Genomic DNA, 23,288 nt, shown 5'->3' on the forward strand with positions numbered 1-23,288 from the left:
AACCCATGTCAAACGATCATCTTTTGATAAAAAAATCAGTGAAAGTATCAGAGAGACCCATCCAGCCAACTTCAATACATTCAACATTTGATAGCTCAGGGCCAATATGTAAATGGTCCAACAGTTCTGAAATGCAGGACCTTTTCCCCTGAGCAACCACTTTGACACGACCATCAGGGAGATTCTGGGCATACCCCATCAGACCTAAACTAGTAGCGGTCTTCTGGGTAAACCCCCTGAAATAGACTCCCTGAACCCTGCCAGAGACATATATCTCCGCACAGGACACATCATCTGTCGTATTCATAAATTCAACACCGACAAATCATTAAATGAACTTTGGCCTCATGGAAAGTAGTTTTGCAAGAGGAAGACTGCGATATGGCATATCACCGATCTCATTGAATACGCGTTCACTCAATTCTTCAGCAGTCATTTCCACTTTCATCGGCTTCTTTGGTTCAGATTCTGCACGAATTGTCACAGTGACCTTGCCGCTCTCAACCTCACTATCACCGATCACTGCCACATAAGGAATCCACTCTCTACCTGCATCACGTATCTTCTTACCAACGGTCTCTTCCCGGTCATCAATATCTGCACGACACAAGAGAGAATCAGCGACCTCTTGAGCGAAATCCATATGCCGTTCAGCAATTGGAATAACACGCACCTGAGTAGGTGAAAGCCAGACAGGAAGATTTGGAACCTTACCTTCTTCTGCATCCATTGCCGCCTTTTCAAGAAGGGCATAGATACACCTTTCTATAGCACCACTTGGCGAACAATGTAATATAGTAGGACGATTTATCTTGCCATTTGCATCAACATAATTGATATCATACCGTTCTGCATTCTCCACGTCTATCTGGACAGTGGAAAGTGCACTCGCTTTTGCTATAGCATCAACAAAATTGAACTCGAACTTAAGTACGAAATAGAAGAAACGAGTATCCCACATCTCCACAAGAACAGGCTTATCGACCTTCTTTGCAAGCTCGGTTATGAACTCCCTGTTATCATCATAGAACTCACGAGTAAAGCGAATAGCAACCTCAAAGTCACTCACATCGATACCAATCTTACGAAGGATATCAATACACATGCTGTACTGTTCACCGAATTGAGAGATAGCGGCTTCCATATCAGGACAGAGAGTATGCATATCAGGCATTGTGAAAGCACGAAGTCTGCGAAGCCCGACAAGCTCGCCACGTTGTTCTTTCCTGAAACTGTACCTCGTCATCTCGATCATCTTAAGAGGGAGATTCTTGTAAGAGATAGTCATGTCATGGTTCATAAGAAACTGACCGAAACATGCAGCAAATCTCAGGAACATATGACGTTTGTCAGACTCAATCGAATACTGACGTGCCGGGAACCTATCAAGGTACTTTTTCAAGGTCGGGTGATTCATATCATACATCAGTGGAGTTTCAACCTCCATTGCCCCGATCTTTGAAGACTCCTCGAGAACAAAGTTCTCGATCAGTGATTTCATCAACCTGCCTTTTGGATAGTAGCGCATGTTGCCGGAATCAGACCCCGGTTCATAATCCGCGATCTCGAGACGACGCATAAGTTCAACATGAGGAGGTGCTTTCTCTATGTTCCTATTCTTGGATATCTCATAGTCCACAAACTTCTGAAGATTATCATGGCCTGTAAGATCAAAGGTTTCTGCATCGTGGAGCTCACCATCAGGCGTTAGAATACGCCAGTAGGACTTTGCAGAATCCTCGGCTTTAAGGGCTTCAGAAACAACCTCTTTCTTTTCAGCATCCAAAGAGACGACCTTTCCGCATGGCACAGCCCCTTCCAGCCTGATAGTACGGGAAAGTTCAGAAAGCGGGTGACCTTTACAACTGATGCGGAACGCCTTATACCAGCCAAATGGAGCCCTCATGACATTGTACTTGCCCTCAAGTGCATTTTCAATGCCTTTTAGGACTGAAACAGCTACTTTCGGAGATGAAAGGTCGGAGCTTAAATGAGCATAAGGGTAAAGCATTATATTCTCTGCCTTGACCTGACCTGCAACATTCTCTATCTCAGAGACTGCGCGATCGATTATCTCCTGAGGGTTTGCCTCATCGAAGCTCTCAACGGCCATGAATGCCGTAAGTGCGTCCTCAAGACGACCCTGTTTAAAGGACTCTTCGATCTCTTCCGCCACAGGAGTGCTCTTTTTTACTTCGTATTCGATATAATCGGAATGAATGAGTAATAATTGCATGATTTCACCGCTTGATGGTCCTGTGAATAGAACAACCTCTACAATATTGAAGATAGATCAAGATCTGAGTATCTCCGGTAAAGATCATAAAAGACAGGATGATTACTTGATGTCTTGCGACATGTTATACATACATTCTTTAAATATCCTTTGTGATGAGAACACAAAGGAATTTAGAAAAACAGAACCATTCCTCAATTAAAGATAATTACCCATACTTTTGCAAGGGAACTGAACGATAATAACAATTGTAGAAACCATATTTGGCATGTCCTTAAAAACAAAGAAAAAAAGAAATGATCAAGCATCTTTAAATTCTATGCTCAATCCACCCGCTTTTTTGACAAGTGACCTAGCAAGAAATCCAGCTTCTATCTTGCAAACATTCAGAATAGCACATGGAACAAGGCAATTTGATGAACAATTCTCTTTCTGAGCCCTATCAATAACATAATTATCCTTAATATCGAGGGTCTCAAGTATAGGAACCTCCAGGTGCCCCATTCTTTGTATCTTCTCACAAGGAGAATCGATATCTATCACAATATTCCCACCATCCAGGATACCATGTATATTATGTACGAAACCACATACATCAGAATTTACTATAACCTCTGTCATAAAAACCAGCTTTTATTGTTAAAAATAAATATGATCCATTATATTAAAAGATAATCTCACTATCAGCAATAAACTGAAAAGTCTAAAACCTTCAATTATAAAAATTTTATTCGTCTGCTGAAGTCTCAGGCGAAACATACTCCAGATCTTCAACATAAACACGGTAAGCCGATACCAAAGTACCAAGAAGTATGGGTGCTGCAAAGAAACCTGCGATACCGCCAACAAATGCACCACCGAGGAAAGCCAGCATGATCAAGAAAGGATGAATGTGTGATTTGATGCTTGCAAGATAAGGACGCAAGAAAAATTCAGGTGGAGCATAAATAATTATCGACGACACAACAAAGAAGATCAGCGCACTTTCAAATCCCAAACTGAAATAACGTACGATCGTAAGCACTACCAAGACCATATAACCTGCAAACATTGGAATTACCGATGCTACGAATATGAGAGTCGCCAGTGCAAGTACATGCGAAAGACCGAAAGCATAGAACACTATGACCGAAAGAGTGCTCACTGAGAGTGCTGCATAAGCATTCCCTATGAAAACCCCACTAAGGATAATATCCATGTGATGGACATATCTTTTAACTAAATGCTGATTACCTTTTGGAATAATTCTAAGAACAGAACGATAAAGTCCATCCCCGTCCGCAAGAAGGAAATAACAAACTAGAACAGCAACTAACAGATTAATCATGAACATTGCTATACCGCGGGCATAGGATACGAAAACCAGATTCCCAAGAAGAGGGAGGATGGAGATAGACGAATTCCATATTGTTTGCCGAATGTTCTCGTAATAAGCATCCGGAATATTGAGATTGCGGATGAAATCGAGTAGAGACTCAATTACTGCCCCCTGATTCTCAGCAATCCACATCAACTGATTAGCGATCTCGATGATGCCCATCCCAAGTATCATCACAATAGGGATCACAATGAACATCGTAGCCACCAGAGCACCGAGATGGCGTTTCATTTTTATAAAATTGTAGATCGGGCGGCCAATATATGCGAATACGATTCCCAGCATGATACCATCAGCAATGGGTAGGAGAATAATGATGAATAGTGAAAAAAGTAGAACTAAAGCTACACTAAGAACCATTTTCCATTTGGAACTAATTTGAGGGAACAAATCGCCCGATATATCTGTGACCATTGAATACACGCTAAATATGTATGAATAATATTAATTAGTATATAATATAGCAATTACACCCTATTAAAAGTTCACTCAAAAATAGAGGTTCACTTCCTGCCATTCAACATGGCAGAAAGGATCTTGTCCGAATATTTCAGTACCACACATCCATCAGTGCATTTCCCACAGCTTATACACGAATCATTTATGTATACCCTGCCTTTTTCCGAACCCAATTCAATGGCATTTACAGGACAGACCTTCAAACAGATACCACATTCAGTGCACTTACTCGCACGCAAAAGTTGCTTAGCAGTCGCTTCAAGGCAGGAATGCGCATATTCTTTGGAATTCGCTGTGACCTTCAAACTGCCTGATGAAAAGAATTTCACAGTTCCGGAATCCATTTTAAGTAGGACCATTCCGAGTTCTTCAGAAAAGACAGTTGAACCCAGCATGTTCAGAATCGCAGAAGCTTCGCTGACAAGTACACCTTTGACACTTGCCTCCACAGTAAAGCCACCTTCCCTGCATGGTGAAAAACCAGATGTCAGCGTAATATCGAAATCGTCAATTACACTGGAGGGTTCGGTCTCAATACCAAGTTCGCTCGCAAGTTTTAGCATTTTGGGAGGAAGTTCTTTCCAGCGCCACATACCATGCCGCACATATTCATCAGAAAGGCCTTTAGACCTTGCCCATTTCAAAAGGAAACTGTTCCATCGATCATAGATAGAAGGATGGAGATCTTTCAGCCTTTCATACTCAGCAGACAGTTCTGCAGGACAAAGGTAGCAGCCCACCCGTTCAAAACCAACATCATAGAGTGGATTATAATCGAGCTTCCTCCAATAGATATAGAGCCATACCTCAATGGCACGCCAATCACGAATAGGGAATATGTTCAACTGGTTCGGAACAAAGGGGTTCTTTTCGCTGGCAGAGATATTTGACCTGGAAAATGATTCAAATTTACGCTTCCCATCAATGGTCAGACATACACCCCCATTCTCGCTGCATTGATCAATGATAGCACCCGCGGGCCCAAGTTTACAAACCTTGCAGCACCACCTGAAATCCTTTGCAGGAGGACCAAAGCTCTCAAGATTCTCCCAAAAGGCATTTTCAGCTTTTGATTCAATAAGTTCGATGCCCCTATTTTCGCAATGGGAATGAACGAATTCCACAGTTTCAGGGAATTCGATACCGGTATTAAGGAAAAATGCCCTTACATCCCTGCCTTTCAGGGCACTTAGAGTAAGATCAAGGACAACAAGGCTATCTTTTCCACCACTGAATGAGACATGCACAGGAAGTTTGCGGTGCTCCTTCTGGCTCGCAATTCCTTTGATGGTATTCATTGCGTTCTTACCAATTTTTCGCAGGTGAGGAAGATTAGCAGTAATGGCATCTTCGAGAGTTGCTACCCTAGAGCTTAACTTAAGGTCACCACTGGATATCTTCCGAACCCTTAAGACAGGACAATCTGCAGTTGCCATATTATCACTATCTACAAGTGATATCCCGACCCCAACGAGATTACCGGACACAACTATCACAGGGTCCCCTGTTTTTATGTCATTGGTAGAACTTTCGATCAGTTCAGAACTGACCTTTTTTCCGTTCAGATGCATTTTTGTTTTTTTCAGAGTGACGGTTCTACTACCGATAAGTCCATGAAATACCTGTGCTCCTGCCACAGATATCTCGAAGTGGTGCTCCATCAGGGACATATCAAAAAGAAGAGTGCCGATGTCCAGACCGTCCACTATGACCTGAGCGGTCTTATCCTCCCCGGATATCTTGTTCAACAGGACCAGCCTTTCACCCAAAGGATCACAGCCAAATTCAGAAAGCAAAAGCTTACCTAGAAGTTCACGTTCATACGGTGAACAGAATCTTATGTCGCCAGGCCCGGATAGCTTAATTTCAAATATCTCACCTTCACAGACGCCACAATTCTTATCGAGAAGGGGAACATTGCAATTTTTACACCAGTATATAGTAGACTGCTCGTTAGACACTGGATTCCTTGAATGCTTCTTTTTATCAACTACGCCTTTTCTCGAAGGCATCTTGTGAATTCGGGCATCGCTTTTTTTCAAATGCATTGAATTCAAGAATAGAATAGGCAGGTATTAAATACTTCCATATGGTCAGAAGCAAAATATAAAAAAAGAGATGGCAGATCAATATATCTGCCACTCATCCAATTATTTTGAAAGATAGTTGTTGATGGTATCAGCTGCCAGCTTGCCTGCACCCATTGCACTGATAACGGTTGCTGCACCGGTCACTGCATCACCGCCGGCACAAACGCCTTCAATGGAGGACATACCGGACTCATCTACGACAATTGTACCCCATGGCGTAACCTCGAGACCTTTTGAACCATCGAAAATGATGGGGTTCGGTGAAGTACCTATGGCCATTATAACAATATCAGCATCGACTATGTGCTCAGAGCCTTCTACGACCTCAGGCCGCCTGCGTCCTGAATCATCGGGTTCTCCAAGTTCCATCTTAATACATTCAACGCCATTGACAGACATGTTCTCGCCTTCGATGATACGCACAGGATTGGTCAGTAATCGGAACACAATACCTTCTTCCTTTGCATGCTCGATCTCCTCGCGCCTTGCAGGAAGTTCCTCATCGCTGCGCCTGTAAACAATGCTGACCTCATCTGCACCAAGTCTTAAAGCACTGCGTGCAGCATCCATTGCCACATTCCCGCCACCTACGACAATAACGTTGCTGCCTCGCTTTATTGGAGTGTCGAAATCATTATTGTATGCCTTCATCAGGTTCACACGCGTAAGGAACTCATTGGCAGAATAGACACCATTGAGGTTCTCACCCTCGATACCCATGAACTTTGGCAGACCTGCACCGGTTCCGAGGAAGACCGCATCGAATCTGTCAGTTAGCTGGTCAAGGGTCAGTATGCGACCGATAACGTAATCCATTTTGATATCAGCACCGAGCTTACGAATATGATCCACCTCTTCCTTCACAATTGCCTTTGGAAGTCTGAACTCAGGAATACCATAGACAAGTACACCACCTGCCTCATGCAGGGCTTCGAATATTGTAACTGAATGACCTGCCTTTGCAAGGTCAGAAGCTGCTGTCAGACCTGCAGGACCTGAACCGACTATTGCCACGGTCTTACCGGTAGATTGTGCTACAACAGGGTCCTTTACACCAACTTTTCGCTCAATATCTGCGCAGATCCTTTCAAGGCGACCAATGGCAATTGGTTCGCTTTTCTTTCCGAGGATACAAAGTTTCTCACACTGCTCTTCCTGAGGGCATACACGACCGCATACAGCAGGAAGAATATTCGTGGCTTTTATGATATTGATAGCTTCCTGGAAGTCGCCTTCCTTGATCTTTGAGATAAAGCCTGGAATATCAATGTTCACAGGACAGCCTTCCACACATTTAGGGTTCTTACACTCAAGGCAGCGCTCTGCTTCAAGGATAGCCTGTTCTTCAGTGTATCCTAAAGCGACCTCATCAAAGTTAGTGATACGATCTTCAGGAGCTTGCTGTGGCATTTTCGGTCTTATTGACATTTGCAATCATCCCCACAGCCTTTCTGGGACTTTGTGATAGCATCAGCTTCTTCTTTACGATAAAAGGACAGACGACTCATCAACAGATTGAAGTCCACATCCTTTGCGTTGAACTCAGGCCCATCCACACAAGCGAATTTGACCTCACCGCCAACATTGACACGGCAGCCACCGCACATACCGGTACCATCGACCATTATCGGATTAAGGCTAACGAGTGTCTCAACATCATATGAGGCAGTAACACCTGCAACTGCGCGCATCATAATAGGAGGACCGATGGCTACGATCCTGTCGATATGTTCATCACCATCAAGAAGTTGCTTGACAAGGTCCGTTACAAAACCATGGTGGCCCTTTGAACCATCATCAGTCGCTACAAGAACTTCATCACTGGCAGCGATCATCTCATCCTCAAGTATGAGCATGTCCTTATTGCGTGCCCCAATAATGGAAATTACCTTGTTTCCAGCTGCACGATATTCTTTTGCCTGAGGATAGATAGGAGCGATACCAACACCGCCGCCAACAAGCACAACAGTCCCGAGCTTTTCGATCTCGGACTCTTTGCCAAGAGGCCCTACAAAATCAAGAAGATCCTCGCCGGCACTCATCTTTGCGAGCTGTTTTGTCGTTTTCCCCATTTCCTGGAAGATAATGGTGACAGACCCTTCATCTGCATTGTAGTCTGCGATTGTAAGAGGGATCCTCTCACCGGCTTCATCGATGCGAAGAATAATGAACTGCCCTGCATTTGCAGCCGCAGCCACATCGGGAGCCTGGATGTTCATCAGGTGCACATCCGGCACCAACTGACGTTTCTCTGTTATTTTGTATGCCATGTGATCACTTTCATGCTACAGTCGGAAGTAAGCAGTATTATAATAACGTTTCTCGAAAACTGCTCATTATATATAAAGCTATCTCAAAAACACAAACCCCGAACTGAGAAGCAGTTTTAAGGACCTGAAAGAAAAAATCAACATGAAATCAAAATGTATTAGAAAAAGATATGTTTACCGGCATTTTCAGCCGGTAAGATTGTACGCCCGAACCGGGATTCGAACCCGAGTCGGAGCCTCGACAGGGCTCCATGATAGGCCTCTACACTATTCGGACATTGCGTTTATTTGCTGTGTGAGCACACCCCTAATACGCTGATAGGCATATAAACCTTTCGCGAATTTAGGATGTTAAGTCCCGCCTCCCAGACTCGAACCGGGGACATCGCGGTGCCTGCGCGATATGTGCGACAAGTCGCATATTCCATACTACAGCCGCGCACTCTACCACTGAGTTAAGGCGGGTCATACTGAAATCAGCATAATCCCATCCCACTTGAGTGAGATACAACCCCTCTATAGATATAATAATACTTATTCTTTTCGCCAATCGACCCACAGAGGGGATGCATATGAACATAATGACGATCAAAATGGACAAAGAATAGACCGAAATGTAGAAACCGCATATAGAGATGTGAAAAAATCGAAGAAAATATTAGAAAATGACAGAAATACCGTAAAAATAAAAAGGATGGGGCAGTTTTGATCGAAAACGGATCTCGCATACATCTATGTCCCAATATATAAGATATATCGAAATTAGAAAGTATCAAGTTCGCCTTTAACCACCATATCGGTAATCTTAGTGATATTCTCAAGCCAGTCATCAATGACGACTACCGCTTCGGATTGGATGTGAGCAAAGTTAGCACCATCTTCAGGTATTACCTGTGCACTTGCCACAAGTGGCTGATCGATAGGCATTCCGATCTGGGAGAGAAGCTTGATATGAACATCGCTTACTTCATCAACAGCACTGACAACATCCCTTGCCATCTGGGTAGAGAGCAAGTTATAGATCTTACCAATGTGGTTGATAGGGTTCTTACCGCTTGTTGCTTCCATGCTCATTGGCCTGCTTGGAGTAATAAGACCGTTGCTTCTGTTTCCACGCCCTACTGAACCATCATCACCCATTTCAGCAGATGTACCTGTAACGGTAAGGAAAACACAATCACAGCCACCATCGACCTTGTCAGCAGCATTGATGCGGGCTGAAACTGTCCTGTCGGTGTACTTGGTAGCAAGATCAAGAACGTATTCGGTCATCTCTTCCTTTGCATTTATGTAGTGGTCCATGTCATCGATGTGTCTACCGACCATACCACAGCATATAGTAAGAGAGATATCATTATTTTCCCTGAGACCCATGACCTTTATGTCTTCCCCAATTCCAGGGATCTTCTTTTTCTTAAGATCCGTCAAAAGCTGCCTCTCAGTATTGTAAACAACCTGTTCAAGTTCAGAGAAAGGAGCATGACCTACACCGAATGAAGTGTCGTTCGCCATTGGAACATGGTCCCTGGTGAAAACATCCCTAAGATCAGAAGAGCCTGTACCGAGCTTGCAATCAATGATCATATCACGCTCAAGGTCCATAGCAGGAATTGTATTACGGACATATTCACGTGCAGCCTGAAGGGCAACTGTCTCTGCAGGGATCTCCATACCATCGAATTCCATGGTAGCCCTCCCCACAAGAAGAGTGTAAATAGGCTTGAGGACCTCACCGCCTCCGAACTCAGGACGGGAGCGTCCTGCAACAATCTGAGTCTCATCGGTGTTGTGGTGAAGAATAGCTCCACACTTGTCAATGTATTCTTTACAAAGAGCACGGCTCACAGCTTCTGCAAGACCGTCGCTGATACTGTCCGGATGACCTACACCCTTTCTTTCAACAAGTTCGGTCTCCTGTTTTTCGATAGGAGTCTCATGGAGATGTTCCACTTTGATATTTCGGATCATATTTAGCCTCTTTTTAAAAATTTCAATAAATCAGATAGAAATGTGAAAACCACATGTCAGTTGGATTTAGTGTATAAGATGAACAATTTATATATAATCATTACTACCCACGTGCGCATTAATAACCTCAGGTAATAATAAAAAGTAATAAAAAGAAAAAGAGATAATGTCAATAGTCTCAATGCTACCATGCAATACTTATAAAGGATAAATGTGTTTCAAGACATAGACCCAAGAACAGTTCTATAATAAATAGAACAAATACAACTAAACCCGTTCTGTGAGAAGGACTTCATATGATACGTATTGCAATACCTAACAAAGGAAGATTACACGAGCCCACCATACAGATGTTCAAGGAAGCAGGACTTCCCGTACTTGGAGGTTCCAACAGAAAGCTGTTTGCAAAAACAAACGATCCGGAGATCACATTCCTGTTCGCAAGAGCAGCAGACATTCCGGAATATGTCCAGGATGGAGCAGCAGATGTCGGCATCACCGGACTGGACCTTATCTCTGAGACCGAATCAGATGTTGAGATGCTCCTTGACCTAAAATATGGAGGAGCAGACCTTGTACTTGCAGTACCTGAAGAATCAGATATCTCATCGGCAAATGACCTTGATGGAATGCGTGTGGCAACTGAGTTCCCCGGCATCACTGCAAGGTATTTCAAGGATCTCGGGATAAAAATTGATGTAGTAAAGGTCAGCGGTGCATGTGAAATGACACCACATGTCGGCATTGCAGATGCCATTGTGGACATATCCAGTTCAGGAACGACCCTTGTAATGAACCATCTCAAGGTCATCGAAAAGGTATTCTCATCATCCATATATCTGATCGCAAATCACGAAACCGCAAAAACGGAAGAGAAGATAGAACACATCAAAACAGCCCTTGAGAGCGTAATGCATGCCAAAGCAAAGCGATATCTGATGATGAACGCTCCAATCACAGTGGTCGATGATTTAAAGGAAGTACTTCCCGGACTTGCCGGACCAACTATAATGAAAGTCGAATCCAAGGAAGATATCGTGGCAGTACATGCCGTCGTGGACGCAGACATCATCTTTGCCACTATTACAAAGCTTAAAGCTGCAGGTGCTTTTGACATACTTGTGATGCCTATCGAAAGAATGATACCCTAAAGGTGACAAGATGAGCTTTGAAGTGATACCAGCAGTTGATATGAAAGGCGGCAAATGTGTGCAGCTCGTCCAAGGCGTGCCCGGAAGCGAGATGATATCCCTCGATGACCCCGTTGAAGTCGCCCTTGACTGGGTTTCCCAGGGTGCAAGAACACTACATCTTATCGATCTTGATGGTGCGATAGAAGGGAACAGAACAAATGCACCTATTATAAAAAAGATCGTCGAAAAATGCAAACCACAGGGAATATACATCCAGGTAGGTGGAGGAATACGCTCCTTCGAAGATGCTGCAACCTTACTCGATATTGGTATTGACAAAGTAATTCTTAGTACAGCTGCGTTAAAGGATCCCGAACTTATCAAAAAACTCTCCGATGAATTTGGAAGTGAACACATAAATGTTGCACTCGATTCAAAGAACGGAAAGATATCCATCGAAGGTTGGACAAAGGAATCAGAACATACAGCAGTTGAGATGGGAAGCCAGTTTGAAGAGAAGGGAGCCGGAAGCATCCTGTTCACGAACATTGACTCCGAAGGCCTGCTAAATGGAGTAAACCCAAAACCTACAGAAGAACTTGTCAATGCTGTCACCATACCTGTTATTGCATCTGGTGGCGTAACCACCCTTGAAGATATTGTCACGCTGAAGAACACCGGTGCAGCAGGTGTTGTTGTGGGAAGTGCATTATACAAGAAAAGGTTCACATTGACGGAAGCAATAAATATAATCAGTGATAAAAATTGATTATCGAAATCGGCCAGAGGAAAAGTATGAGAAACGCAAAGATCACACGTAAGACAAAAGAGACGGACATCCAGATGGAACTCGAGCTGGATGGCACCGGTTCATCCAACATTGATACCGGAATAGGATTTTTTGACCATATGCTGACCTCTTTTGCCAAACACGGAAATTTAGATCTGATCATCGAAGCCACCGGTGACCTGATCGTTGATGAACATCACCTGATAGAGGACACTGCAATAGTTCTTGGTCAGGCGCTCTCTGAAGCACTCGGAGATAAGGACGGAATTGCCAGATTCGGAGATGCACGTATCCCAATGGATGAGGCGCTTGCAGATGTGGTCCTGGACCTGGGAGGAAGAACCTATCTCGTAATGAAGGCTGAGTTCGAAGCTCCAAGAGTTGGTGAAATGAACACTCAACTTGTGAGACATTTCTTTGAATCCCTCACAGACAATTCAAAGATGAACCTGCACATAGCTGTCACAGGTTACAATGACCACCACAAGATAGAGGCCCTTTTCAAGGCATTTGCATACGCCCTCCGCCGTGCTGTTAAAATAGAAGGCGAAGGCATCAAAAGTACAAAAGGTGTGCTTTAAAGCAGCCTAACAAAGCGAAAAAGCCGTATTCTTACGGCTTACTTGAACTTTTTTTGCAATCTTTTATAGAAGTCCTGCTCCAGACCATTTGACTTTCTTGACAAACGCTCGACTATGAGCTCGGGAGTGCTCTTTGCAACATAATTATACCTTGGCGTCCTTTCAACTATGAGGTTCAGGTCCTTATCAAGCCCGCTTGCTTCGATACCGTCAACTCGTACATTGCATTCAGTGTTCTCAAGGATAAGTTCTGATAAATGTGACACGAAAATCGACATGCCATTATCATTCTCAGAAAGCACCTCCAGTATTCCCGAAATTATCTTTGCAGAAGCTCCCGGCTCAGTAATGGATTCCAGTTCATCTGCCAGAACAAGCTTTGGAGAATCGTTTGCAACAACTGAAAAATCAACAAGTGTGGTCTCGAAAGCTCCGGCGTCCAGGGTACCTTTGGATTTTCCGAAATGATAGAACTCTTCCGCAAGACCTATCTCCATGTTCACCGCAGGAGTTGGGAAGCCCATGTGGGCAAGAATAACGCACTGTGCCACCAATTCAAGCAGAGAGGTCTTTCCTCCTGAATTGACACCACTCAAAAGGACAACTCGACTGCCATTCCCATCAGGATCATAGGAGGTATTGCCTACCGAATAATCAATAGGTACGACCGAACCATGCCGAGTTCTTATGAAAAGGTTCGATGCCGACTCGAACGCAATACCAGTCCCTTCAATGAAATCAGGAAGATGAAGGTCGAACTCCTTTGCAAAGCAACCTATTGAAAAGCCCACATCGAAATCAAGGGCTTCATGAACCATCCTCTGAGCAACATCATGGAACTCCGAGAGTGTCCTCGCAATATTGCATTTGTGCCGAACCTTCAGTTTTTCCACTTGATTTACGATCTGCTGCTTAAAAGAATACAGGCATTCCTGTTTCACTTCAAGAGGATAGGTGATCTCATCCGAGAAAAAGGAATCAAGGGACAACAGCTCATTCCTTTCAAGCGCAAGGTCCGCCACGATCTTTTCTTTTGCGGTCTTGATAACAGAACTGTAAGAATGGAACAGCTCTTTTTCGAGCAGGTCCTTTATCTCCATTTTCCCGTTCATTACCTTAAGCATGTCCTGACCACTAAGCGTAAGTTTGCTCTCTTCCAGACAGGAATTAAGAGTGACATTGGCAGCAGTAATGGTTTCTGAAACACAATTATCGACATTTCTGGAGATCATCATAAGACGATCGATACGATTATCAGAACCCTCCCTGACATCCCCATCCCCATCTATAAGAGAAAGAGTCTGCTTTAATCTTTCAATATCATCGTCCGCAATATCTTCAAGGGAACATATACCTGAACAGCGTAATATCTCAACCATTTGGATACAGCATTCAAGCGTATTAAGATTCCTCGCAAAGAAGTAGATCTCCTTCTCCGGCACTATCTGCCACATATTTGCTTTGCGAATATCAGGAATGAACTCAGGATCAACATCTTCAGGAAGGTCAAAGGCCATGCACTTGTCATCAGCAGCAACAACATGGGAATACCCTCTTGCAGTATCAACGAACTCCCCCGCACCCTTCACGAACTGGACATCCAGAAGATCCCCGAACATCTGCCGTGCAACTTCATACTGCTTGCTATCGGCAGTCAGAATTGCCCTGGACCTAACTTTCGGCGGGTTGCATTTGACATCCAGAGCCTTTACATTGGATAGAAGCGTGATAAGTTCTTCATTGTCACCCAATACGCAAGCAGTCCTCATATACCCGGCAACATCCTTCCTAATATCCTCGATGAGTGCCTTTTTGCTTGCAGGATAAGGTATGTAGACATGAAGCTTGTCCTTTGCATATCTTGTATGTGTGAACTGCTTGATGATATCCAGAAGCCTCTCATAGATATCCGAAGCTTCCTTTGTCTTAAGGAAATCTTCCATACTAACACCTTCGAACTGTGCACGCACTTCGTGTACAAGAGAAATAGCATATCTTTGCCCTACTCCTTCAACTTCGGAAATACTTGCGATATCACCGCTTAAAATAGCATCCATTGCCCTATCCTCCCCACCAAAATGCTCCTGAAAGCGTTTCGCCATTTTCTCACCAATACGCGGAATATCCTGTAACCCGTTCATTATATCACCCATCTTCATGCAAAACTATCAAGGGTACAGCTGGCAATGCCCCTTTCAACCTTATACCGGTCTCTTTTTGCCATCTTGCTTACCGAAGCAGAACTTTTAGGCTGCATTTTTTTCGCAAGCCCAGGATTTCTCCTTGAATCTATCATCTGGGAATTATAGTAGAGATCCCAGAGTTTATCCACATCATCTGATCTTGATGTTGACCGAAGGCTTTCCACAAAGGATGCAGTGATCTTTGCAAACCGATCAAGTCCAATAAGATCACCGTTGCCCACCCACGCAGAATCATTTTTAATAACGGCTACAGGAACATCTGGATTTTTTCTGACAAGCCACCTGCAGAACATATCAGCAATATCGTGAGGAGTATCAATAACAACAGACAGAATGCCACCTTTAAGCTCCGGACGTGCGAACATACACAACCTCTCATATGCCTTGCCCACTTCACGCATATAATTATAGTAACGTTTCGCGATCATGTCATTCCCTGAATAGAGTATATCAGAATCACCATTGCAGGAAACTAACAATCGCACAAGTCCAGCAGGATCACAACCCTTGTGCCTTAGAAGAAGATCTACGTACCTTAGAGGTTCAGGGTCGAACCTTGCCATACGAGGTTTACTTTTCCCAAATATCTCCTTAGATAAGGACTCGGACCTATAGGAAGGATCAAACCCTACCATATTGATCTCACCCTCAATACCTGAAAGATCGAGTTTCCTCTTAAGCTCCCCCACATCGTTAGCAAATATCAGTTCAGAACCAGGATCATCCCTGAAAGCTAAACATGCAAGCAGCACCCCTTCTACACTTGACCTAAATGCTATTATCATGAACATGCCCCCATAAAGGATGAAAGGTTCATCTGCCTTGAACCATTGATAGAAATGTAAGGTCTTGCACGGGAAACTACCACACCCACCCGGCAAAGTTCCTGCTCGGAAACTATCGGACGGGCACGCACGATACGGTTAGCACTTATCGGCCCAATTCCGGGAACCATAAGCAACTCGGACATTTCAGCGGAATTGATATCCACCGGAAAACGATCCGGCTGTGATCGTGCAAGCACTTCCTTTGGGTCAGCATTTGAAAGATAGCCATACTCATCGTAGATCTCATCGAAATCGCTTGACCTGAGACCATAGTCCTTTAAAAGAAAGGACATCTGATACAACCTCTGCTCACGCCATTTAGGTGAAGGTGAACCATTCTCGAGCGGAGTATCAGGGACAGGGTCAAAGCTCATAAAATAAGGTCTTCGCAATGCATACTTGTCCATGAACCTGTGGACCGTCTTCACGACCTCTTTGTCAGACTCAGCGACCGCACCCAACACGAATTGAGTGTCATTTGCACCAACCATTTTCCCCATACCGGAGTATTCACTTCTTTTCTTCTCAATGAGGTCCCTTGTCCATTTCAGCCTCTGCAGAACATCGTTCTTATAATCAAAATTCGGACATATCTCTGAATAATTAACGGAATTGGTAGTCTCTGCATTTACACCAAACTTATCGGCATGGTCTGCGATCTGCTCAAGCAGATATTTCGGAGTGCCAGGCATCACGCGAATATTGATGTAGCCTTTAAACCCCTGACCACGCAACAGCTCCACCACCTCTAATTGCTTCTGCGAAGTATACTCTGCATCCCCCATGATGCCAGAAGACAGGAACAGACCGTCGATGGCATTCCTTCTGTAAAATGACCAGGTGATCTTTGCAATTTCTACGGGTTCAAGAAAGGCTCTTTTAGTCTCACGCTCACAGCGGTTCGGACAATAGGCACACTCCCCTGCACAGGAATTCGATAACAGTGTCTTATAGAGCTGTATACACCTTCCATCGGGACCAAAAGCATGACAGACAGCACTCTGATTGCAACTGTCATATTTAGTACCTGCAGAGAGGATCTGCATTCTCTCTGATAAGGTCAGATGATGTTCGTTCTGTCTATAAGCACTCATTAGTTGATAAATTGGCACTTAAATATATAACAGACAGCCAAGCGAGGTGAAAGTATTATTTAAAAGAATATAGAAGTACTAGCATAATATAAATATAATATTGAATCTGAAAGATAATAATACATCCTTTAAATGTATGTACGAAAATATATCGGGTTTAACTATTCAAAAGTTCTACCCATCTCAAAAATGCAGCTGACATAACCGTATCCCCCAATCCGACCGTAGATATGGGATCATCGCAAAGCAAAGTTGGCAAAATACAAACGTTGAGACAACCATATTTCCCGCACAATCCCACTTCTGAACCCATTTGGACAACATCCCCATCCAGAAGATCTTGAACACTTCCCATCTGCTATAACCCGTATTCACTTCTGGAAAACTTAGTCACGGAACTTTCAATATCGGGTCTATATGGAAGTTTACCTGTCGCTGCAAAAAATGCAGCACACATAATTCCAAATTCCAGACTTTGCATCTCATGATTACATGAAGAGACCGTATCTCTAAAGACCGATATAATAAAATCACGAGTATGGACAACCATTTTCTTAAGGCCGGTTGCATGAATACATTTCACACATGCTTCAACTATAACAATTGAATTTATCTCCTGAAATCGTTCTTTTGGAATGCCATGTATCTCAAATAACATAGCTATTTCATCCTCGTTCATCCCAATACTGTCCACAATGCCCGAAAGTTCCGTAAATATGAAAACTGCCATCTCATAGGTGGAAAAATGTCCAAGCTCAGCATGGACCAGCAGATCCGAATTTAATTCTTTCCATTCCTTTATCAAAAACAGAGCTTTTTCAAACTTCTCAACAGGACCAGAACTATCTGGATAACTTGAACGAAGCTGATTAAAACCTGAAACAATAGCACCATTCGCAACTTTCACATATTCAAGACTGTAATCTTCAAAAGCAGGAGATATATAGAGTTCAGTATTCACATTATCATAAGTAGCAATGAACCGGTTCTCCCTCGGAACAGTGATATTCTTCCCGAAAAGCTCAAAACTAAGCCCTTCCTTAAAGTCAAAGACAAAATGTACGATCTTTTCTTTAGCACCTTTAAGACTGCTTTTCAGATTATTATCACGTTCTTCTGGAAAGATCACATTCTTTCCTGATATCAACGGCCTTATCGATCCAACATCCCCCACCGGATTAACGACAACCTCTTCTGCTCCCATCTCAGACATAACGTTTGCCATGATCGCCATATTTCCACCAACACGTATCACCGCCCGGTCATAAAAATGGTCCATCAGAAACCTAAAAACGGACACTTCCTGAATGAACCATTCAGCGCCTGTCCCATCCTGCATGCAGCCAACAAGACCTGCAATGAGATCAGAGATCGAAGTGATAGCGCCCGAAGAACGCTGAAAACTGTCGAATAGAACATCCCCATCCACTAATTCCAGCAATTCAGCAATATCTTCCCCTGTAATAGAATAAACAGCATCCAAATTCATGTTGTAGCCGCAGAGGAACTTCATCATCTTACCTCATTTAAGCTTTGAAAGAAAACCTGCAAATGCAGCTGCTGAAATGACATCGCCAATGCCAACGGTAGCTACTGGCTCACTAACAACCTTTGTAGGAATAACAATAGCATCATACTGGGGTGTACGAATACAGCCATTCTCGAAATCCTCCATACAGCACATGCCACTATTCACAAGATGGTCCTCCAATCTCCCAAGGTCACCATGTCCTTTGTCAGAAACAGGAACATCAAGACCTGCAACTGTACTTTCGAGTGAAACGATCTCCCCAAGTAATGCCTGTGAAGCTGCGGTAGTGGAAGCAAACAACAATGCTTTACGATGATCGAGAACAGACACAGGACAATCCTTAGCAACAACACAGATGTAAAAGCCAAGAGAATGGACGTGCACCCTTTCAAGTTCCAGCTCTTTTAAAAGCTTCACCGCACCTTCAAAAAGAGAAACTATCGCATTCTCGCCCTTATTGATGACAGAATATGCAAGCTCTTCATAACCAAGAACGTTCAACGCATTTGCGACTTCAACTGTATCAAGCCCCAATGAATGAACGTGCTTTTTTACGATATATTTAAGGATAGATTGTCTGATAAGCTTATTTTGAATGGACGTGAACTCCACATGTATGCGGATATTCGGATTTCCTTCCTTTAGCCTTTCTATCACATTGACAGCTTTATCAATGTAATCCATATAGGTCGAACCATCCTCATACTTTTCTTTTATCATCTGATAACCGGCAAGTAGCGCACCATCTATATTCGCCTGAAGAGAAGGTATCCGCTCATACAATTCCGGAACCATCTCTATACGAATCCATTTTGGACGAGAAGAGATGATGAGACGATTGTCCCTTGGCACAATGAAATGTTCTCCTTTAAAATTGACACCCATACCTTTTGAGAATTCAAGTATCCAGTTCACCTTAGATTTATTTTGAGGATCATAAGCATCCCTGGGACGAACAAGTCTAAGCTGATCGCCTTCAACAACAGGAAATAAAAGATTGTCCGAATCTACAAAATATTCGGCCTGTTCCGCGGAAAGCCAGGGGACATACGTTATCACATTTTGTCCGATAGATGCCAGAAGATTAGAGATTATACCTGCCTGACCACCCATTCGTGCATTATCAAACCCCAAATGATCAGTAAGCCACTCATGGATATCAGTCGTATTTGTCGGAACCTCTGCAGCTTTTCCATCCCGCATAGCAATAATAAGTCTTGCCATAAGATCGGAAGGAGAATCGATCTGCCGAGGATATTCAAACAACTTATCTTGGACTTCATTTTGGTCAACCTGAGCCAACAGCATGGAAATATCTTCCTCACTCACATGTTTGATAGCATCAATGTTACTGTTGTAAGCTACGAACATACCCTTTACATTGTCCAGAGACGAACAAATGTCATCATAGGACTCACGATAAACAAATTCCCACTCTCTAATATTCATAAGATCACCTTCGATAAAAAAACGTCAAAGCAGTATCATGTAGTATATTCAGAATTGATCCTTACATAATCATACGTAAGATCACAACCCCATGCCTTCGCATTTGCACTGCCAAGAGCAAGGCCCACCATGATAATGACTTCCAAACTTCCCATGATAGCTTCCAGCTTCTGCAGGTGTTCTTTATCTTCAGAGAGGATCTTACCCCCATCCACAAGATAAACAGTATCCACACCATTAGAAAAAGCAAGAGATAGCCTATCCTGCTCCAGTTCAGCACCGGAATATCCTGCTGCTGCAACAACTCTACCCCAATTCGGATCCTTGCCGAAAATAGCAGATTTCACAAGCGGAGAACGTACAATGGCTTTTGCGACAAGGCGAGCATCCTCCTCAGAGATTGCACCAGTTACCTGTGCTTCGATAAGCCGGGTAGCACCTTCACCGTCCTTTGCGATCTGTTTTGCAAGGTCTACAAGAACATGCTCAAGTCCTTCCTTAAATTCATTTATATCAGGAGAGATACCGGTAGCTCCCGTAGCTGTAAGAAGCACCATATCATTAGTACTTGTGTCCCCATCCACTACGACCATATTGAAGCTTCGGTCAACTGCTTCCCTGAGGCATCCATCAAGTACGTCCGATGAAAGAGCTGCATCAGTGTAGACAAAACCAAGCATAGTTCCCATGTTAGGCTCAATCATGCCGGAACCCTTTGCGATCCCGCCTATACATACACCACAATCAAGCTCTATCGCAGTCATCTTTGGGAACGTATCAGTGGTCATTATGGCCCTTGCAGCATGGCTGTTACCCTGAGGTGATGCTACAAGACCGCTCATCACTTCATCGACATTATCACGTATCCAGTCAATATCGAGCTTCCTGCCAATAACACCGGTAGATGCCACTGCGACAAGGTCACTATCGACACCCAGTCTTTCAGAAAGGATAGAGACCATTTCCCTTGCATCGGCGAGACCTTGCTCACCTGTAAAAGCATTGGCATTTCCACTGTTTGCTATCACCGCTGCCAGTCTGCCATTCTTACCAAGGGCTTCCCTTGTAACGATCAGTGGAGCAGCTATGACCTTATTCCTGGTAAAAACGCCCGCAGCATTCCCTTCAGCCACGATTATCGCAAGGCCCATTTTTCCCGGCTTGATACCGAAAGCACGAACTCCTTTTACTGCACATAGGCCGCTATCTTTAGTTTTCATAACATCACTTTAAATACCTGCAAGACCGCGAATGATGTCACCGCGGGTTATAAGGCCTACAATTTCACCATTATCGACAACAGGAAGTCTGTTAATTTTGTGCCGGCTCATTGATCTGGAAGCGTCCTCCACTGAACTTTCCAGACCTATCGTGAACACATCCTTTTCCATTATGTCGCTGACAGGTTTTGAACCAACATCAGAAAGCATCTTTTTGGTATCTTCCCAACCAATGAGCTCACGTATAGGTATCTCAATTATCTCGAAAGGACTGGGAAGCCAGAGACCACCATGTTCAGGGATGTTAAGCAATTTCAATAGGTCAACTTCGGAAACTATCCCTACGACCTTGCCCTCATCAACAACAGGAACACCGCTAATGTTCTTTTTCTTTAACAACTGTGCAGTACTGCTAATAGTATCCTGTGGACTGCATACAATGACATTACTGCTCATAATATCTTTTACATTCATGATCAAATCTCCTATGTAATTTATGGGGATGTTGCAGCTATACGAAGACCGGTGGTCTCATCAAAACCGCACATAAGGTTCATGTTCTGGATCGCCTGACCTGAAGCACCCTTTACCAGATTATCAATTGCTGAAACAACAACGACACGCCCGGTGTTGGCATCTACCTCAAACCCAATATCACAGAAGTTTGAGCCCTTTACAGCGCTAAGGGAAGGAATATCATCAACGACCCTCACAAAAGGCTTGTTCTTGTAGAATTCGTGATAAAGACCGCGTACATCCTCCAACGACATTTTCTCCTTTGTGAAAAGATGTGCAGTGGTAAGAATACCACGAATGGAAGGAACAACGTGTGGTGTGAAATTCACATCAGTGAAAGCATTGTCCAACCGGTTCAGTTCCTGAAGAATCTCTTCCCGATGCCTGTGAGTGGTCAGTTTATATGCCTGGACATTTTCTGCCATGTTAGGATAATGGGACACCATTGTAGGATTTATCCCTGCCCCGGTTATTCCGGATTTGGAATCGAATATGGCCATCTTGAGAAGTTTTGCAGCCGTAAGAGGAGCAGCTGACAGAATTGCACCTGTGGGATAACATCCCGGATTTGCAACGAAGGACTCATCCTTCACTTCAGGATGGAGTTCTACAAGACCGAAAACAGCATCCCTTGGGTCAACATGCTCCATATTGTAGACCTGTTCGAAGACACTTGTCTTCAAACGATAATCGGCACTAAGATCGATAACTTTAGTATTATCATCAATAAGCTCGGGAACTATGTTCATTGCGGTCCCATGGGGTACAGCTACGAAGACAACATCACATCTACCCCTGATATCTTCAGGAGAAAGGTCCTCAAATTCAATATCCACCAGTCCGCGCAGATGTTTGTGAGTGTCACTTACCGCTTCACCTGACAAACGGCGTGAAGTAGCCGTTTCAATATTGACATACGGATGGTTCAAAAGCAGACGCATCAGTTCACCACCGGTATAACCGGAAGCTCCGACAATTCCTGCATTTATCATATCGGTCATGGTGCTATGTATATTTCCAATACTAATTAAGCTTGTTATTTTCTAAATAAGAATAATTATCAACCTTGACCAACATTACGTAGAGGGCACTATTAAGACTAAAGGAGATAAAATGAATACTACCAAAAATATATATTTGGCAGCACCACTTTTTTCAGAAGCTGAACAGGATTATAACAGGAAACTGGAAACTGCACTGAAAGATCTAGGATTCGATGTCTTTGTGCCACAGGAAGATTCCAACGATACAGAAGCAGCAAGGGAAGAGATGGACTCCAACAAGATATTCCAGTTGAACCTTGAAGCAGTTGACAATTGTGATATAGTGGTAGCAGTCCTTGATGGCGGCAGTGATATTGATTCAGGCACAGCGTGGGAAATAGGGTATGCATATTCTAAGAAGAAGACGATCATCGGCCTGAAAACCGATTTCAGGACACTGGGACCTGAAGGACTTGTAAATCTCATGATCGGAGAGTCCGCAAATGAGCTAGAAACGAACGTGACCGACCTTCTGAAGACCATGAAGAAATATAGATGA

General features: G+C 43.6%; 19 protein-coding genes, 2 tRNA genes and 1 pseudogene. 4 read left to right on the top strand and 18 right to left on the bottom strand.

The features are described 5' to 3' along the window. Nucleotides 1-16: 16 nt before the first annotated feature. From MBUR_RS06800 to MBUR_RS06850, 10 genes are all read right to left on the bottom strand, one after another. Complete coding sequence (locus MBUR_RS06800; RefSeq protein WP_011499386.1) at nucleotides 17-307, bottom strand: acylphosphatase; 291 nt, start codon at nucleotides 305-307, stop codon at nucleotides 17-19. 21 nt (nucleotides 308-328) lie between these two features. Beyond that, nucleotides 329-2,236, bottom strand: a complete 1,908-nt coding sequence (locus MBUR_RS06805) for a threonine--tRNA ligase (protein ID WP_011499387.1) — start codon at nucleotides 2,234-2,236, stop codon at nucleotides 329-331. Between the two features lie 300 nt (nucleotides 2,237-2,536). After that, nucleotides 2,537-2,857: a DUF6951 family protein gene (locus tag MBUR_RS06815; RefSeq protein ID WP_011499388.1), complete on the bottom strand. Its 321-nt coding sequence runs from the start codon at nucleotides 2,855-2,857 to the stop codon at nucleotides 2,537-2,539. 106 nt (nucleotides 2,858-2,963) lie between these two features. Next, entirely contained in the window at nucleotides 2,964-3,974 is a 1,011-nt protein-coding gene (locus MBUR_RS06820; protein ID WP_232221874.1) for an AI-2E family transporter, read from the bottom strand. A gap of 143 nt (nucleotides 3,975-4,117) precedes the next feature. Further along, nucleotides 4,118-6,121: a phosphoadenosine phosphosulfate reductase family protein gene (locus MBUR_RS06825; RefSeq protein ID WP_011499390.1), complete on the bottom strand. Its 2,004-nt coding sequence runs from the start codon at nucleotides 6,119-6,121 to the stop codon at nucleotides 4,118-4,120. 102 nt (nucleotides 6,122-6,223) lie between these two features. After that, nucleotides 6,224-7,591 carry an NADPH-dependent glutamate synthase gene (gene gltA / locus MBUR_RS06830; RefSeq protein WP_011499391.1) on the bottom strand — a complete coding sequence of 456 codons (1,368 nt, stop codon included), beginning with the start codon at nucleotides 7,589-7,591 and terminating at the stop codon, nucleotides 6,224-6,226. Next, nucleotides 7,582-8,433 carry a sulfide/dihydroorotate dehydrogenase-like FAD/NAD-binding protein gene (locus tag MBUR_RS06835; RefSeq protein WP_011499392.1) on the bottom strand — a complete coding sequence of 284 codons (852 nt, stop codon included), beginning with the start codon at nucleotides 8,431-8,433 and terminating at the stop codon, nucleotides 7,582-7,584. Before MBUR_RS06835 ends, gltA begins: the two co-directional genes overlap by 10 nt. A gap of 204 nt (nucleotides 8,434-8,637) precedes the next feature. Then, nucleotides 8,638-8,710, bottom strand: a tRNA-Asp gene (locus MBUR_RS06840). 79 nt (nucleotides 8,711-8,789) lie between these two features. Beyond that, nucleotides 8,790-8,898 (bottom strand) — tRNA-Tyr (locus tag MBUR_RS06845). Between the two features lie 297 nt (nucleotides 8,899-9,195). Beyond that, nucleotides 9,196-10,401 carry a methionine adenosyltransferase gene (locus MBUR_RS06850; RefSeq protein ID WP_011499393.1) on the bottom strand — a complete coding sequence of 402 codons (1,206 nt, stop codon included), beginning with the start codon at nucleotides 10,399-10,401 and terminating at the stop codon, nucleotides 9,196-9,198. A gap of 296 nt (nucleotides 10,402-10,697) precedes the next feature. Here MBUR_RS06850 and hisG point away from each other — a divergent pair, with 296 nt between their 5' ends. From hisG to hisB, 3 genes are read left to right on the top strand one after another with little or no spacing between them, the layout of a single operon-like run. After that, complete coding sequence (hisG, locus tag MBUR_RS06855; protein WP_011499394.1) at nucleotides 10,698-11,552, top strand: ATP phosphoribosyltransferase; 855 nt, start codon at nucleotides 10,698-10,700, stop codon at nucleotides 11,550-11,552. A 10-nt stretch (nucleotides 11,553-11,562) separates the two neighbouring features. Further along, nucleotides 11,563-12,303, top strand: a complete 741-nt coding sequence (gene hisA, locus MBUR_RS06860; RefSeq protein ID WP_011499395.1) for a 1-(5-phosphoribosyl)-5-[(5-phosphoribosylamino)methylideneamino]imidazole-4-carboxamide isomerase — start codon at nucleotides 11,563-11,565, stop codon at nucleotides 12,301-12,303. 26 nt (nucleotides 12,304-12,329) lie between these two features. Then, the gene (hisB, locus tag MBUR_RS06865; protein WP_011499396.1) at nucleotides 12,330-12,905 is read left to right on the top strand and encodes an imidazoleglycerol-phosphate dehydratase HisB; all 576 of its coding nucleotides are present in this window, start codon (nucleotides 12,330-12,332) and stop codon (nucleotides 12,903-12,905) included. A gap of 38 nt (nucleotides 12,906-12,943) precedes the next feature. On the opposite strand, the gene MBUR_RS06870 is transcribed toward hisB, so the two are convergent. The 8 genes and pseudogenes from MBUR_RS06870 to argC form a co-directional block, all read right to left on the bottom strand. Further along, nucleotides 12,944-15,046: a helix-hairpin-helix domain-containing protein gene (locus MBUR_RS06870; RefSeq protein ID WP_011499397.1), complete on the bottom strand. Its 2,103-nt coding sequence runs from the start codon at nucleotides 15,044-15,046 to the stop codon at nucleotides 12,944-12,946. Between the two features lie 14 nt (nucleotides 15,047-15,060). Then, complete coding sequence (locus tag MBUR_RS06875; protein WP_011499398.1) at nucleotides 15,061-15,894, bottom strand: DUF4130 domain-containing protein; 834 nt, start codon at nucleotides 15,892-15,894, stop codon at nucleotides 15,061-15,063. Continuing rightward, entirely contained in the window at nucleotides 15,891-17,030 is a 1,140-nt protein-coding gene (locus tag MBUR_RS06880) for a helix-hairpin-helix domain-containing protein (RefSeq protein ID WP_011499399.1), read from the bottom strand. The genes MBUR_RS06875 and MBUR_RS06880 overlap by 4 nt, the downstream gene beginning before the upstream one ends. 157 nt (nucleotides 17,031-17,187) lie before the next feature. Then, nucleotides 17,188-18,546: pseudogene (locus MBUR_RS06890) on the bottom strand (ADP-dependent glucokinase/phosphofructokinase). A gap of 6 nt (nucleotides 18,547-18,552) precedes the next feature. After that, nucleotides 18,553-20,010 carry an ADP-specific phosphofructokinase gene (gene pfkC / locus MBUR_RS06895; RefSeq protein WP_011499402.1) on the bottom strand — a complete coding sequence of 486 codons (1,458 nt, stop codon included), beginning with the start codon at nucleotides 20,008-20,010 and terminating at the stop codon, nucleotides 18,553-18,555. Nucleotides 20,011-20,045: 35 nt separating this feature from the next. Then, the gene (gene argJ, locus MBUR_RS06900) at nucleotides 20,046-21,230 is read right to left on the bottom strand and encodes a bifunctional ornithine acetyltransferase/N-acetylglutamate synthase (RefSeq protein WP_011499403.1); all 1,185 of its coding nucleotides are present in this window, start codon (nucleotides 21,228-21,230) and stop codon (nucleotides 20,046-20,048) included. 9 nt (nucleotides 21,231-21,239) lie between these two features. Next, entirely contained in the window at nucleotides 21,240-21,704 is a 465-nt protein-coding gene (locus MBUR_RS06905) for a CBS domain-containing protein (RefSeq protein WP_011499404.1), read from the bottom strand. A 20-nt stretch (nucleotides 21,705-21,724) separates the two neighbouring features. Then, nucleotides 21,725-22,738 (bottom strand): N-acetyl-gamma-glutamyl-phosphate reductase, encoded by a 1,014-nt coding sequence (gene argC / locus MBUR_RS06910; RefSeq protein WP_048063576.1) that lies wholly within the window; start codon nucleotides 22,736-22,738, stop codon nucleotides 21,725-21,727. A 121-nt stretch (nucleotides 22,739-22,859) separates the two neighbouring features. Between argC and MBUR_RS06915 the strand changes: the two genes are divergently transcribed. Beyond that, nucleotides 22,860-23,288 (top strand): nucleoside 2-deoxyribosyltransferase, encoded by a 429-nt coding sequence (locus MBUR_RS06915; protein WP_011499406.1) that lies wholly within the window; start codon nucleotides 22,860-22,862, stop codon nucleotides 23,286-23,288.

The organism is Methanococcoides burtonii DSM 6242, from assembly GCF_000013725.1.
Lineage (GTDB): Archaea > Halobacteriota > Methanosarcinia > Methanosarcinales > Methanosarcinaceae > Methanococcoides > Methanococcoides burtonii.

Coding starts and splice junctions, on each gene's coding strand:
- MBUR_RS06800 (WP_011499386.1), bottom strand. CDS start 307: ATGAATACGACAGATGATGTGTCCTGTGCGGAGATATATGTCTCTGGC.
- MBUR_RS06805 (WP_011499387.1), bottom strand. CDS start 2,236: ATGCAATTATTACTCATTCATTCCGATTATATCGAATACGAAGTAAAA.
- MBUR_RS06815 (WP_011499388.1), bottom strand. CDS start 2,857: ATGACAGAGGTTATAGTAAATTCTGATGTATGTGGTTTCGTACATAAT.
- MBUR_RS06820 (WP_232221874.1), bottom strand. CDS start 3,974: ATGGTTCTTAGTGTAGCTTTAGTTCTACTTTTTTCACTATTCATCATT.
- MBUR_RS06825 (WP_011499390.1), bottom strand. CDS start 6,121: ATGCATTTGAAAAAAAGCGATGCCCGAATTCACAAGATGCCTTCGAGA.
- gltA (WP_011499391.1), bottom strand. CDS start 7,591: ATGTCAATAAGACCGAAAATGCCACAGCAAGCTCCTGAAGATCGTATC.
- MBUR_RS06835 (WP_011499392.1), bottom strand. CDS start 8,433: ATGGCATACAAAATAACAGAGAAACGTCAGTTGGTGCCGGATGTGCAC.
- MBUR_RS06850 (WP_011499393.1), bottom strand. CDS start 10,401: ATGATCCGAAATATCAAAGTGGAACATCTCCATGAGACTCCTATCGAA.
- hisG (WP_011499394.1), top strand. CDS start 10,698: ATGATACGTATTGCAATACCTAACAAAGGAAGATTACACGAGCCCACC.
- hisA (WP_011499395.1), top strand. CDS start 11,563: ATGAGCTTTGAAGTGATACCAGCAGTTGATATGAAAGGCGGCAAATGT.
- hisB (WP_011499396.1), top strand. CDS start 12,330: ATGAGAAACGCAAAGATCACACGTAAGACAAAAGAGACGGACATCCAG.
- MBUR_RS06870 (WP_011499397.1), bottom strand. CDS start 15,046: ATGAACGGGTTACAGGATATTCCGCGTATTGGTGAGAAAATGGCGAAA.
- MBUR_RS06875 (WP_011499398.1), bottom strand. CDS start 15,894: ATGATAATAGCATTTAGGTCAAGTGTAGAAGGGGTGCTGCTTGCATGT.
- MBUR_RS06880 (WP_011499399.1), bottom strand. CDS start 17,030: ATGAGTGCTTATAGACAGAACGAACATCATCTGACCTTATCAGAGAGA.
- pfkC (WP_011499402.1), bottom strand. CDS start 20,010: ATGAATATTAGAGAGTGGGAATTTGTTTATCGTGAGTCCTATGATGAC.
- argJ (WP_011499403.1), bottom strand. CDS start 21,230: ATGAAAACTAAAGATAGCGGCCTATGTGCAGTAAAAGGAGTTCGTGCT.
- MBUR_RS06905 (WP_011499404.1), bottom strand. CDS start 21,704: ATGAATGTAAAAGATATTATGAGCAGTAATGTCATTGTATGCAGTCCA.
- argC (WP_048063576.1), bottom strand. CDS start 22,738: ATGATAAATGCAGGAATTGTCGGAGCTTCCGGTTATACCGGTGGTGAA.
- MBUR_RS06915 (WP_011499406.1), top strand. CDS start 22,860: ATGAATACTACCAAAAATATATATTTGGCAGCACCACTTTTTTCAGAA.